11 protein-coding genes and 1 tRNA gene are annotated in these 12,604 nt (G+C 69.8%); 3 read left to right on the top strand and 9 right to left on the bottom strand.

Translation table 11 applies throughout. From position 1 onward, the window contains the following. Positions 1 to 2: 2 nt before the first annotated feature. Together EFL26_RS00765 and EFL26_RS00760 are read right to left on the bottom strand one after the other, a co-directional pair. Positions 3 to 1,064 (bottom strand): ABC transporter permease, encoded by a 1,062-nt coding sequence (locus tag EFL26_RS00765; RefSeq protein ID WP_123220976.1) that lies wholly within the window; start codon positions 1,062 to 1,064, stop codon positions 3 to 5. Between the two features lie 79 nt (positions 1,065 to 1,143). Beyond that, positions 1,144 to 2,184 carry a sugar ABC transporter substrate-binding protein gene (locus EFL26_RS00760; protein ID WP_221176785.1) on the bottom strand — a complete coding sequence of 347 codons (1,041 nt, stop codon included), beginning with the start codon at positions 2,182 to 2,184 and terminating at the stop codon, positions 1,144 to 1,146. Positions 2,185 to 2,443: 259 nt separating this feature from the next. Between EFL26_RS00760 and EFL26_RS00755 the strand changes: the two genes are divergently transcribed. Further along, entirely contained in the window at positions 2,444 to 3,460 is a 1,017-nt protein-coding gene (locus EFL26_RS00755; RefSeq protein WP_245999926.1) for a LacI family DNA-binding transcriptional regulator, read from the top strand. A gap of 6 nt (positions 3,461 to 3,466) precedes the next feature. Further along, positions 3,467 to 4,216, top strand: a complete 750-nt coding sequence (locus EFL26_RS00750) for a sulfite exporter TauE/SafE family protein (RefSeq protein WP_123220973.1) — start codon at positions 3,467 to 3,469, stop codon at positions 4,214 to 4,216. Positions 4,217 to 4,259: 43 nt separating this feature from the next. On the opposite strand, the gene EFL26_RS00745 is transcribed toward EFL26_RS00750, so the two are convergent. The 7 genes from EFL26_RS00745 to cysS form a co-directional block, all read right to left on the bottom strand. Then, positions 4,260 to 4,332: transfer RNA gene (locus EFL26_RS00745), tRNA-Thr, on the bottom strand. 96 nt (positions 4,333 to 4,428) lie between these two features. Further along, on the bottom strand, positions 4,429 to 4,782 hold the full coding sequence (locus tag EFL26_RS00740) for an Hpt domain-containing protein (RefSeq protein WP_123220972.1): 354 nt from the start codon (positions 4,780 to 4,782) through the stop codon (positions 4,429 to 4,431). After that, on the bottom strand, positions 4,779 to 5,156 hold the full coding sequence (locus EFL26_RS00735) for a response regulator (protein ID WP_123220971.1): 378 nt from the start codon (positions 5,154 to 5,156) through the stop codon (positions 4,779 to 4,781). Before EFL26_RS00735 ends, EFL26_RS00740 begins: the two co-directional genes overlap by 4 nt. After that, positions 5,153 to 8,008, bottom strand: coding sequence for a response regulator (locus EFL26_RS00730; RefSeq protein WP_148046586.1), 2,856 nt, complete (start codon positions 8,006 to 8,008; stop codon positions 5,153 to 5,155). The genes EFL26_RS00735 and EFL26_RS00730 overlap by 4 nt, the downstream gene beginning before the upstream one ends. Positions 8,009 to 8,151: 143 nt before the next feature. Beyond that, on the bottom strand, positions 8,152 to 8,610 hold the full coding sequence (locus EFL26_RS00725) for an RrF2 family transcriptional regulator (protein WP_123220969.1): 459 nt from the start codon (positions 8,608 to 8,610) through the stop codon (positions 8,152 to 8,154). A gap of 47 nt (positions 8,611 to 8,657) precedes the next feature. Further along, positions 8,658 to 9,614 carry a 23S rRNA (guanosine(2251)-2'-O)-methyltransferase RlmB gene (gene rlmB, locus EFL26_RS00720; protein WP_123220968.1) on the bottom strand — a complete coding sequence of 319 codons (957 nt, stop codon included), beginning with the start codon at positions 9,612 to 9,614 and terminating at the stop codon, positions 8,658 to 8,660. Between the two features lie 60 nt (positions 9,615 to 9,674). After that, entirely contained in the window at positions 9,675 to 11,111 is a 1,437-nt protein-coding gene (gene cysS, locus EFL26_RS00715) for a cysteine--tRNA ligase (RefSeq protein WP_123220967.1), read from the bottom strand. 73 nt (positions 11,112 to 11,184) lie between these two features. Here cysS and EFL26_RS00710 point away from each other — a divergent pair, with 73 nt between their 5' ends. Then, complete coding sequence (locus EFL26_RS00710) at positions 11,185 to 12,474, top strand: C39 family peptidase (protein ID WP_123220966.1); 1,290 nt, start codon at positions 11,185 to 11,187, stop codon at positions 12,472 to 12,474. Positions 12,475 to 12,604 lie beyond the last annotated feature (130 nt).

Here is a 12,604-nt window from a genome sequence, read left to right as displayed (position 1 = left end):
CTTCAGTCCTTCTTCTTGCGCGGGCCGTACGACAGCGCCATTCGTCGGAACGTGTTGTTCATCAGGACCGCGAGCAGGAGCAGGACGCCGAGGAACAGGCTCGCCCAGTCCGGGTTCCAGCCGGTGTAGTAGATGCCCTGACCGACGATCGCGAACGTGAGCGTCCCGAAGATCACGCCGAACACCGAGCCGTAGCCACCGGTGAGCAGCACACCGCCGATGACCACGGCGATGATCGAGTTGAAGATGAAGGCCTGGCCGTTGGCCACCTGTGCAGAGTTGTAGAGGATCGTCTGGATCACGCCGACGAGCGAGGCGCCGAACGCGGTGCCCATGAACAGGGCGATCTTGACCCGGTCGGTCGGGATCCCGGTCGCGCGGGCGCTGACCAGGTCACCGCCGACTGCGAAGATCCAGTTGCCGTACTTGGAGACGTGCAGGATCCAGCCGACGACGACGATGACCCCGATCCACCAGAAGATCGCCACCTCGAACTTGCCGCTGACGTAGCTTCCGAAGAGGTGCTTCGCCCACGACTCCGACGTGAGCGCGACGCTGGTCGACCCGGTGATCGCGCGGGTCAGGCCGAGGGCCAGGCCGGCGAGCCCGAAGTTGGTGGCGAGCGTGACCACGAACGACGGCACCTGCGTGCGGGTGACGATCAGGCCGTTGAGGAACCCGGTCACCAGCCCGAGCCCGAGCGCGACCACGATGCCGACGATGATCGGTTGCCCCCAGTGGCCGGAGACGATGGCGAGGGTCATCGAGCTGGCAGCGAGCACCGACCCGACCGACAGGTCGAGCTCACCGGCGATCATCAGCAGCCCGACCGGGATGGCGATGATGCCCAGCTCTGCGGCGGGGTTCAGCCAGGTGGCCGTGCCGCTTTGAGCGGTGAACTTCGCGCCACCGAAGATCGCGAAGAAGATGAAGATCGCGATCGTGGCGATCAGCGACCCGGACTCGGGTCGGCGGATCAGGTTGCTGAGGGTTGCCGGCGCGTCCGTGCGCCGCGACCGGCCGCCGCCTTTGCTCACGGCCTGCTGCGTGGCCTGGACTGTCATGGGTCAAACCGCCTTCGCTGTGATGTGGTCTCGGGCTGAGGTGGGTGCCGGAAACCGGGTCCGGCACCCACCCGTCGGCTCAGCGGACGCCGGCCTTGGAGCCGGCGACGGCGGTCTCGACGTTGTCCTTGCTGATGATCGCGGGCCCGGTGAGGATCGGCTTCTGCGGAAGCTCGATGCCCCACTGGATGTAGGCGTAGAGCGCCGAGACGGCGAGGTAGCCCTGCATGTACGGCTGCTGGTCGATGGCGAACAACTGCTTGCCGCTCTGGATTCGGCCCAGCTGCGTGTCGTCGAGGTCGAAGGTGCCCAGCTTGACCTTGTCGGCCAAGCCGCCCTGTTCGATGGCGCTGGCGGCGGCGTTCGCGTCGCCCGTGCCGATCGTCACCACACCGTCGATCGAGCTGTCCTTGAGGAGTGCAGCCTTGATGGCCTGGGCGACGGCGGTCGGGTCACCGAACTTCGACGAGGGCAGCGGGAGCTGCGAGCTCTTGCCACCGTTCTCCCCGATGCCGTCCGCGATGCCCTTGCACCGAGCCTCGGTGTTGGCGGCGCCTGGAAGCGTGTTGACGCAGAGGACGTTCTTCTCACCGTCCTTGCCGAAGAACTCACCTCCGGCCTTGCCCGCGGTCGCCTCGTCACTGCCGAAGTAGTTCAGCGCGCCAAGGCTGTTGGCGGCGTCGATGCCACCGGCGTTGTAGATCACGAGGGGCTTCTTGCCGCTGACGACCTGCTTGAAGGCCGCGTCCTCCGCCTCAGGTACCCAGTCGGGACCGACGACACCGTCGGCACCTTGGCTCATCGCCGTCTGGATCAGTTTCGCAGCGTCCGGGCCGAGGTTGTCGTAGTTCTTCGGCGCCAGCCACGTCACACTGCCGCCGCCCGACTTGACGACCTTGGCGGCGTCGTCGGCGCCGCGCTTGACCCTGGACCAGAACGGGTCGTCGGCCTTGCCGCCGACCACGAAGATTGCCGGACCCTTGCCCGACGAGGCCGCCTTGGTGTCGCCGTTGGCGGTCTTGTCCGAGCTGCTGCTACAGGCTGAGACGGTGATGAGGGCGCCGACCGAGACGGCCACCATGGCGGATCGAACCGCCTTCTTTCCGGTGGTGTTCAACACGAGTTGCTCCCTTTCCTAGGAACTCCATCCCGCGTCCACGGACGGGGCGGCTCTGGATCTGACTGAGACGCCGTGTGGCGCCGGTCACAAGACAACATCACCGGCTTTTCGCATGTCAATACTTTGTCAGGACTTTTTAAAGCGCTCTAGTACCACTTCCCTAGAGCGCTATAGTCGCTCTCGTCGGCAAACCGCTACCAGTACGATGGCGCGGCCCCGCCGTACCACTGGCTGGCGGCAACTCAGCAGAGGAGGTGCAGTGGCGGAGCAACCCTGGTCGGGTCGCCGAGTGACGCTCGCTGACGTCGCCAAGAGAGCGGGAGTCTCGACGGCGCTGGCGTCGATCGTCATGCGGGAGGCTCCAGGCGCGAGCGAGGCGAGCCGACGCCGCGTGCTCGCGGCTGCGGAGGATCTGGGTTACCGGCCGGACGTCCGGGCGAGGTCGCTGGCGAGTCTGAAGCCGCACCTCATCGGCGTGCTGTTCGGCCGGGCCGGTCGCTTCCACTTCGAGCTGATCGACGGCCTCTACGCTGCCGCCGAGGAACGCGGATGGGAGCTCGTTCTCAGCGCTCTCACCAGCAGCCGGGATGAGGCCCGGGCACTTTCCTCACTCAACGACTTCAGGTTCGACGCGTTGGTGATGCTGGGTCCGCCCGTGGCCGAACCGATGCTCGCAGGGCAGGTGCCGCTCACGGTGATCGGCTGGCACGTCGACCAGCCAGACGTCGACATCGTGAGGACCTCCGACGAGCACGGTCTCAACCTCGCGGTCCGCCATCTCGTCGAGCTGGGCCACCGCCGGATCGCGCACCTGCAGGGCGGCGACGGCCTGGTCGCCATCGCGCGGCGAGACGCCTATGTCGCCGCCATGCGCGACGTAGGACTCGATCACGAAGTCCGGATCATCGAGTGTGCAGGTGAGGACCAGCTCGACGGCCAGCGAGCTGCTCGGGCGCTGCTCGACGAGAACACTGAGCTTCCAACCGCACTGGTCGCCTTCAACGATGACATCGCGGCCGCGGCCATGAGTGTCCTTGCGCAGCACGGAATCGACGTGCCAGGTGACATGTCGATCATCGGCTTCGACGACAGTGCTCTGGCACGCAGTCCTGAGGTCGACCTCACCAGCGTCCAGCAGGTCCCGCAGGAACTGGCGCGCCTCGCTGTCGAGCGCATCGTCGCGCGGTGTGAGGGACGCAAGGTCGCCGACCGCGAGATGGTCCTGGAGCCGGAGCTCAAAGTGCGCAGCTCGACCGGTCCGGCACCGAGCGCGTGACCTGAGATGCACCTTGCCGACCTCGGCGTCGCTGCTTGGTTGCTGCTCGTGGTCGGCGCGATCGCCGTGGGCTTCGCCAAGACCGCCGTCGGCGGCGTCGGCGCCCTGGCCGTGGTGGCGTTCGCCGCTGCCGTGCCCGCCAGGAACTCGACCGGAGCCCTGCTCCCGTTGCTGCTCGTCGGAGACATCGTGGCCGTGACGGTGTACCACCGCCACGCCGACCGGGCGGTCCTGATGCGACTTCTGCCGGGCGTCCTGCCAGGGCTCCTGCTCGGCGTCTGGTTCCTGGCGATCGCAGACGACACCGTGATGCGACGGACCATCGGTGCCATCCTGCTCGCGATGACTGCGCTCCAGCTCTGGACGCGACGTTCGGCTGGCGCGCAGTCCGGCCCCCGCAAGTCCAGCCCTGCGATCACCCTGGCTGCCGGCGGCGCTGCTGGGTTCGCGACGATGACCGCCAACGCAGCCGGACCCGTGACGACGCTCTATCTGCTCGCGGCCGGCCTGCCGATGCTCGAGTTCCTCGGCACGTCGGCCTGGTTCTATCTGCTGGTCAACGCCGCCAAGCTGCCCTTCAGCGCAAGCCTTGACCTGGTCTCCGGCGACAGCCTCATCGTCGACGCCCTGCTCGTCCCAGCACTCGGCCTCGGGGTCTTGATCGGGCTGGCAACGGTGCGGCGCATCGACCAGGCCCAGTTCGAACGGGCAGCGCTCGTGCTCTCCGGCCTCGGAGCGGCCGCGCTGCTGCTCTGAGAGCACCGCGGCAAAGGCCGTCTGACCAGCGACTTCACCTCGGAGCCGGTGACAGGAGTCGAACCCGCGACATCCTCATTACAAGTGAGGCGCTCTACCTACTGAGCTACACCGGCGTGCGTTCGCCGTCGGTGGGGATCGGCGGCGCGCCGGCCATCGTACCGGCGACCGCCCCTGCCTGCCTGTCGCGAGCGACTCCTCGTGGAGGAGGATCAGGAGCAGCGGCGCTCGTCTCCCAGGAGGATCTCCTGCAGTGCGGCGGCGTCGGTCCGGAGGCGGGCCACCTTTTCCGGACGGACCTCGCCGAGGCCGAAGGCGTTCTCGAGCCGCCGTGCAGGCGCGGTGGCCTCCGGGAAGCCGACGGTCTCCGCCGCTCCGACGATCCGGTGGGCGGCCCTTTCGGCGGCACTGCGCTCCTTGTCGTCGAGGGCACCGGTCTCGAGGTGATGGGTGGCCTCGTCGATCGTGTCCAGGCTCTCGGCGAAGGACTGCCGGAAGTGCTCGTAGATGGCGTCCAGGCGCGCCCGGATCTCGCGCGCGTCGATGCGCTCCGTACCGCCGCTCATTCTTCCCACCCCAGGAGCTGCGCCACGTCCTCGGCCAGGCGGAGCGGGTCGAACGGCTTGGTGAGGACACCGGCCACGCCGAGCCCGTCCCAGCGGCGGCGCTCCGCCGGCTGCACCTTGGCGGTCAGCAGCACCACGGGTACGCCGTGGGTGCGCGGGTCCGCCTGGAGCCGGGCGAACACAGCGGGACCGTCCATCGAGGGCATCATCACGTCGAGCAACACGGCGTCGGGAGGATCGGCGGCACTGATCTCCAGAGCCTCCTCCCCGCTGGCGGCCAGCTCGACCTTCCAGCCCGCCACGAGCTCCAGAGCCATCTGGGCGACCTCGCGGATGGCGTCGTCGTCGTCGACGACCAGCACCCGGCGGGTCACCGGACGGCTCCGACGATCATCGTGTCCAGCAACTCCATGACTTGGCGCTCGACATCCTCGGGATTGGTCCTGGTCTTGGTGAAGAACTCCGAAGGGCCCAGGCGCAACCGCGCCTTCTCCGCATCGTCCAGCTCGAGCGCGCTGTAGACGACCAGCGGGACTCGGCACAGTCGTGGGTCCTCGCGGAACCAGTCGACCAGGGCGAACCCGTCGCTGTCGGGCAGCAACAGGTCCAGGAGCAACAGATCCGGAGCCAGGTCACGGCTCAGCCTGAGGGCGCCCGTTGCGGTGCTCGCGTGGACCGCCTTCACGCCGTGCTTGGCGAACAGTGCCGCCAGCACCTGCGCAAGCGCCGGGTCGTCCTCGACGACGAGGACCCGCGGGCGGGCTGCCCCATCGGCGACAGCGGCGCCCACGGCTGACAGGAGCCCCGACAGGTCCAGGGGCTTGGTCAGCCAGGCCTCGACGTCGACGGGCGCCCGTCCGGGATCGGTGCCACTGACGATGAGCACGGGCACGTGCCGGGTCAGGTCGAGGGAGCGAAGAGCGCCGACCGTCGCCCAACCGTCGATCCCGGGCAGGGTCAGGTCCATCAGCACTGCATCCGGCGGATTCTCGGCGGCGAGCGCCAGCGCCTCTTCTCCCGAGGCGGCGCCGACCACGCGATAGCCGTGCGCGGCGAGCAGCTCGCCGATCACGGCCCGGGTGTCCGCATCGTCCTCGCACACGAGGACCGTCGCCACCGACGGGTCGTCGTACGACGGCGCGACGGCGGCGCGCTCGCCCTTCGGGAGCGTGAAGCAGATGGTGGTGCCAGGGACGCTGTCGCCCGACACCCAGATCCTGCCGCCGTGCTGCTCGACGATGCCGCGACAGATCGCCAGACCGAGCCCGGATCCCTGCTGCTCGCGGGTGTCCGAGCCGTCCAGCTGGGCGAACCGTCCGAAGACGGCCTCGTGGTGGTCCGCCGGGATGCCGACGCCCTCGTCGCTGACGCTGAACAGAACATCGTTGCCGCGCTCGACCGCGCTGACCAGGACGGTGCCGCCGCTCGGCGAGAACTTGATCGCGTTGGAGAGGAGGTTCGCCACCGTCTGCACGAGACGGTCGGCGTCCGCGTCGACGGTCCCGTCGGCGACGCCACGCTCGACTCGCACGTGGTTCTGGGCGGCGAGCCCGCGCATCTCGCCGACAGCCCGGTCGAGGAGGTCTCCCGCCGGCAGCATCTCGCGGTGCAGGCTGAGCTTGCCCGCGGCGATCCGCTCGACGTCGAGGATGTCGTTGATCAACCGGATCAGCCGGTCCGTGGAATCGACGGCGATGTGCACCATCCGCTGAGCCTTCGGCTCGACATCGCGCAGCAGGCCACCCTGGAGCAGCCCGAGGGCGCCGCGGAGCGAGGTCAACGGGGTGCGCAGCTCATGACTGACCACCGAGACGAACTCGTCCTTCATCCGGTCGACCGCCCGCCGCTCGGTCACGTCGCGGAACATCACGACGGCTCCGGTCACCCGATCGCCGCCCACCGGCGAGATCGTGAGCTCGACGGGGAAGTCGGCGCTCGCACTCCTGTGGAAGGTGCCGTCGGCGACGACCCGCGCCTGACCCTCCGACATCGCGGCGGCGATCGGGTCGAGGTCGACCGGAACGAGATTGGCGTCGGTGCCGCGGGGCCGGGTGATCTCGTGGAACGAAGAACCGACCAGCTCGTCGCCGGACCGACCCAGCAGCGCAGCCGCCGCCGGGTTGGCGAAGGTCACCTGACCCGAGCGGTCGAGCCCGACGATGCCGTCACCGGCGCCGTCGAGGATGGACTTGTGGCGGTGGGTGAGCTGCTCGAGCTCGTGGGTGCGCTCACGCACCAGATCCTCGAGTCCACCAGTCAGCCGGATGTTGTCCGCGAGGGTGAGCATGTGCCGGATGACGAGCAGGACCAGGACCGCTGCCAGGATCCCCACCAGCACCTTGTCGCTCAGCCTGCCGGGTTCGAACGCGGTGACCAGCAGGATGATCCCGACGGGCACGTAGGGCAGCACCTCCCGGACCAGAGCCCGTGGGTCGACACGGTCGTCGACGGACTCGTTCCACGCTGGGGTCAGCGCTGCCAGACCGAGCAACATGTAGCCGAAGGTCCAGCCCAGGTCGAGTCCGCTGCCTGCGGCGTCCTTGCCCTGGAGCGCGAGATAGCTGATCCCGGTGTCGGCGCACGCGATCGCGACGAAGCCGGCAGCGACCAGGAGCATCGGCAGCCGCTCACGCCCTGTTGCGCGCACGGCGAGCCCGCTCGCGATGGAGATGACCACGATGTCGGTCAACGGGTAGTACGAGTACACGGTCAGGTAGGTCCTGCTGACCTCACCCAGCTGCCCGAACAACGGTCCGACGACGAGGATCCAGCTGAGGAACAGCAGCGCAGCACCGACGATCAGCCCATCGCTGACTGCACGCGCGCGCGCCGCGGGCGACAGCGGGCGGCTCGGCAAGGTGAGCATCGCACCGACGGCGAACGGGACCACGAGCACGAAGAACACGTCGGCTGGCCCCGGGAAGGTCTGGGTGTCCGGCGAGAGCACCTGGTAGTAGAACCAGATGGCGTTGCCCACGGCGTAGCAGGTCGCGGCGCCACCGAGCAACCACCACGGAAGCCTCCTGCGCACGACCGCAAGCCGAGCAGCGCGGAAGCAGGCGAGCGCAGCGAAGGTCGAGAAGACCACGAAGCTGCCGTCGGCCACCGCCCGCGTGGCGACCTCACTGCCGACGTCGACGACACCGAACACCGCCAGGGCCGCACCGGCCACCGCACAGGCGATCGCCGCAGCGCGGAACAGACCCCACTCTGATTTCGCAGACACAACCACGTTCTTCCCCCGCGTTCAGATCGCCCCCACGGCGACCTGCCTCACTGCCCAAGGGTGGCAGGCAATGGACGATACCGGGACGAAATGCCCTAATTGCCCGTTCGCGGCCCTGCGCCCCGGTCGTGCGACGGCCAGGTTCAGTGCGGCTGCCAGGCGTCCTCGTCGGAGGTGCGGCTGCTGACCGACTTCGGGAGCTTGCCGTCGGCCAGCTGCTGCACGGTGACCGACTCGAGGACGTCGCGCAGCGAGCGACGGCTGGCGATCCACACGTGCTGGAGCACCGCGGCGGCCGGGTTGTACTCGACCGCCTCGGGGCGCAGCCCGTAGATCGACACCAGCGGCCCGTCGACCGCGCGGATCACGTCGGCGACGGTCACCTGGTCGGGGTCCTTGTTCATCCGCCAGCCGCCGGACTGCCCGCGCTGGGCGACCAGCACGCCGGCACGGCGGAGGTCGGCGAGGATCGCCTGGAGGAACCCGTGCGGGATGTCCTGGAGCCGGCCGATCTCCTCCGCGCTCACCGGTCCGCCGTCGTCGCGACGGGCGATCTCGATCAGGGCCCGCAGGGCGTAGTCGGACTTGGCGGTGACGCGCATGCAGCAAGTCTCCCAGACAACTCGTCTTAGTCGGGTACGACGGGGCGCTACCCGGCCGTGCCGCGGCGCTGGGAGATCGCGTAGAGCGCGACCGACGCGGCCACCCCAGCGTTCAACGACTCCAGCGAGGAGCTCATCGGGATCGACACCAGCTGGTCGCAGGTCTCGGCCACGAGCCGGGAGAGCCCGTCGCCCTCCGAGCCCACGACCACCACGAGCGGACCGTCGGCCAGCTCGAGGTCGGGCAGCGAGACGTCACCGTCGGCCGCCAGGCCGACCACCATGCATCCTGCCTGCTGGTAGGCCTTGAGCTGCCGGGTCAGGTTGACCGTCTGCGCGACCGGCACCCGAGCCGCGGCTCCGGCCGACGTCTTCCAGGCCGCGGCGGTCATCCCGGCGGCACGACGCTCGGGCACGACCACCCCGTGCGCTCCGAAGCCCGCGGCGGACCGCACGACCGCACCGAGGTTCCGCGGGTCGGTGACCGAGTCCAGCGCGACGATCAGCGGCTTCTCGCCGCGTTCGTCGGCCAGGGCGAGCAGGTCCTCGGGGTGCGCATACTCGTACGCCGGGATGCGGGCCGCCAGCCCCTGGTGTACCGCGCCGCTGGTCATCCGGTCCAGCTCGACGCGAGGCACCTCGAGGATCGAGACGCCCCGCTCGGCCGCGACCGCGAAGACCTCGCGGAGCCTGCTGTCGCGCTCGGCCCCCTCGGCGACGTACACCCCGGTCACCGGCATGCCCGCGCGCAGCGCCTCGAGCACGCTGTTGCGGCCGGCGATCCACTCGGAGTCGCCGGTCTTCGGACGGCGCTTCGGGCGGCTCGCGGCAGACTTCTCCGCCTTCGCCTTCAGCTTGTGCGCCTTGTGGTACGGCCGGTCCTTCGCCTTCGGCGTGGGGCCCTTGCCCTCCAGCCCGCGACGGACCCGCCCGCCGGAGCCGGCGGTCGGGTTGCCCTTGCCGGTCTTCTTGATCGCGCCGCGTCGTGCAGAATTTCCAGGCACGTCAGTGTCCTTTTCCGGTGGTTGAGGTGCGAGCGCCAGCGAGCCTCGAAACCCCCGGCATCAGTTGCTCCCGCCGTCGATGGTCCATCGGGGGCCGTCGGGGGTGTCCTCGACCTCGATGCCGGCGGCCTTGATCCGGTCACGAATCGCGTCGGCGGTCGCCCAGTCCTTGGCGGCCCGCGCCTCGTTGCGCTGCTCGAGCAGGCCGGCCACGAGCACGTCGATCGCGTTGGTCAGCTTGGTGTCGTCGCCCGAGGCGCCGCTCCACACCGCGTCGAAGGGGTTCAGCCCGAGCACGTCGAGCATCGCGTGCAGGTGCGCGTACGTCGACTTCAGCCCGTCCTCGTCCTTCTCGGTGAGCTGCTTGTTGCCCAGCCGGACGGCGTCGTGGATCACCGCGACCGCGGCCGGAGTGCCGAGGTCGTCGTCCATCGCCGCGGCGAACGAGAGCCACGGCTCCTCGCCCGAGCTGGTACCGACATGGAACTCCGCGGGGAGCGCGGTCCGGGCGCGCTCCAGGAAGCCCTCGATCCGCCGGAAGGCCGCGGCGGCGTCCTGCAGCGCCTCGAACGAGAACTCCACGTGCGACCGGTAGTGCGCGGCCACCATGTAGTAGCGCAGCTCGATGCCGCGGACCTGCTTGAGCACCTCGGGCACGAGCAGCGAGTTGCCCAGCGACTTGCTCATCTTCTCGCCCGACGTGGTGATCCACGCGTTGTGCAGCCAGTACGACGCGAACCCGAACCCGGCCGCCCGCGACTGGGCCTGCTCGTTCTCGTGGTGCGGGAAGCGCAGGTCGACGCCGCCGCCGTGGATGTCGAACGCGCCGCCGAGGTACTTGCTGGCCATCGCCGAGCACTCGATGTGCCAGCCCGGTCGTCCGCGCCCCCAGGGCGAGGGCCACGACGCGGTGGTCGGCTCGGTCGGCTTGTGGCCCTTCCAGAGCGCGAAGTCGCGCGGGTCGCGCTTGCCCCGCGGGTCGGCGTCCTCGGCCGGCTCCATGTCGTCGATCGACTGGTGCGTCAGCTCGCCGTACGCCGGCCACGACCGCACGTCGAAGTACACGTCGCCCGACCCGTCCTCGGCCGCGTAGGCGTGGCCGCGCTCGACGAGCAGGTCGATCAGCTCGAGCATCTCCGGAACGTGGCCGGTCGCGGCGGGCTCGTAGGTCGGCGGCAGCACGTTGAGGTCGGCGTACGCCTTGTCGAGCAGGCGCTTCATGTCGTAGGTGAGGTTGTACCAGGGCCGGCCCTGCTCGGCCGACTTCGCGAGGATCTTGTCGTCGATGTCGGTGATGTTGCGGATGAACGTGACGTCGTAGTCGCGGGCGAGCAGCCAGCGGCGCAGCACGTCGAAGTTCACCGCGGAGCGCACGTGGCCGACGTGAGGCTCGCTCTGGACGGTGAGGCCACAGACGTAGATGCCGACCTTGCCGTCCTCGAGGGGCACGAAGTCACGCACGTCGCCGGCGGCGGTGTCATAGAGCCTCAGGTTCACCGCGCGAGTCTATCGACGCTGGAGCCGTGTGAAAATTGGGCACTTCTGAGGTTTCTGGGGTTAACGTTGCTCGGTGACCCCGACGCCCGTCCGACGCTTCCTCACCCACCCCCGCGTGCTGGTGTCCCTGATCGTCCTGGTCGCCCTGGTGGTACCGCTCGGCGTGCTCGCGCACGGGCGCAGCGACGGCCGGCCTCGGGTGCGGATGGTCGCCGACGCCGCCGCCAGCACCCTGACCCGGCACACCGCCGCGGACTTCGCCGGCGGCCGCGCGCGCGGCACGGCGGTCGCGAACGGCGCGCTCACCCTGGCCCGCCCGATCGGCTCGCGGACGGTCGCGGGAGTGCGTTACGACTTCGCACGCTGGACCTCCGGCTGGGTCGCGCCGGGCCAGTCGTTCACCGAGCTGGTGCCCTCGTGGGCCGCGCGCACGCCCGGCGGGTCGTGGCTGCAGGTGCTCGTGCGGGTCCGCGACAGCCAGGGCCGCGTCTCCACCTTCAAGGACCTCGGGCGCTGGACCAGCGGTGACCGGTTCCTCCGCCGCCGCAGCTCGGGCGCCCAGGCCGACGCCGTGGCGCAGGTCTCCACCGACACGCTGCGCGCCCAGGCGGGTGTGCAGCTGAGCACCTACCAGCTGCGGGTGCAGCTGATGCGGCGCCCGGGCCACGCGGGCCCGGTCGTGCGGTCGGTGTCCACGGTGGCCTCACTCCTGCCCGGCACGGTCCCGGCGACGTCGCAGCCGCTGTCCTCGACAGCCGTGTCGCTGCCGGTCCCGGGCTACTCGCAGATGATCCACCGCGGACAGGACCCGCAGTACGGCGGCGGTGGCGAGGCCTGGTGCTCCCCCACCTCGCTCTCGATGGTGCTCGGCTACTACGGGCGGCTGCCCGTCGTGGGGTCGTGGGTGAAGGCGGCGTACGCCGACCGCTGGGTCAACCAGGTCGCCCGGCTCACCTACGACTACCGCTACCAGGGCACCGGCAACTGGCCGTTCAACACCGCCGTCGGTGCGAGCCAGCTCGGCGACGCCTTCGTGACCCGGCTGGCCGACCTGCGGATGGCCGAGCCGTTCCTGCGCGCCGGCATCCCGCTGATCGTCTCGATCCGCTTCGGCCGCGGCCAGCTCGCGGGCGCGCCGATCTCGGCCACGGCCGGTCACCTGGTCGTGCTGTCCGGGCTGACCGCCGGCGGCGACCCGGTCGTGATGGACCCCGCCGCCCCGAACGACGCCACCGTGCGGAGGACCTACAACCGCGCGCAGTTCGAGCGTGCCTGGCTCGGGGGCTCGGGCGGCATGGCCTACGTGCTCCACGACGCGGCCCATCCGTTGCCGGCGCGGCCGGCGGGCGTCCGGGCGTGGTGATCGGAGACGCGCCAGCGGATCCGATCGTCGGTGGTTGAGCAGCGACTTCGGCTGAGGAACGAAGCCGAAACGGAGCGTGCCGAAACCTGGTGAGGGACCCGGTGACGCAACCCCGTCACCCAGGTTTCGG

Source organism: Nocardioides pocheonensis, assembly GCF_003725535.1.
Classification (GTDB): Bacteria; Actinomycetota; Actinomycetes; order Propionibacteriales; family Nocardioidaceae; genus Marmoricola; species Marmoricola pocheonensis.
This window is presented reverse-complemented; position numbering and strand designations above follow the sequence as displayed.

Bases quoted from the DNA above. Each gene is read 5' to 3' on its own strand.
- EFL26_RS00765 (WP_123220976.1), bottom strand. From the start codon at position 1,064: ATGACAGTCCAGGCCACGCAGCAGGCCGTGAGCAAAGGCGGCGGCCGG.
- EFL26_RS00750 (WP_123220973.1), top strand. From the start codon at position 3,467: ATGCACCTTGCCGACCTCGGCGTCGCTGCTTGGTTGCTGCTCGTGGTC.
- EFL26_RS00740 (WP_123220972.1), bottom strand. From the start codon at position 4,782: ATGAGCGGCGGTACGGAGCGCATCGACGCGCGCGAGATCCGGGCGCGC.
- EFL26_RS00725 (WP_123220969.1), bottom strand. From the start codon at position 8,610: ATGCGCGTCACCGCCAAGTCCGACTACGCCCTGCGGGCCCTGATCGAG.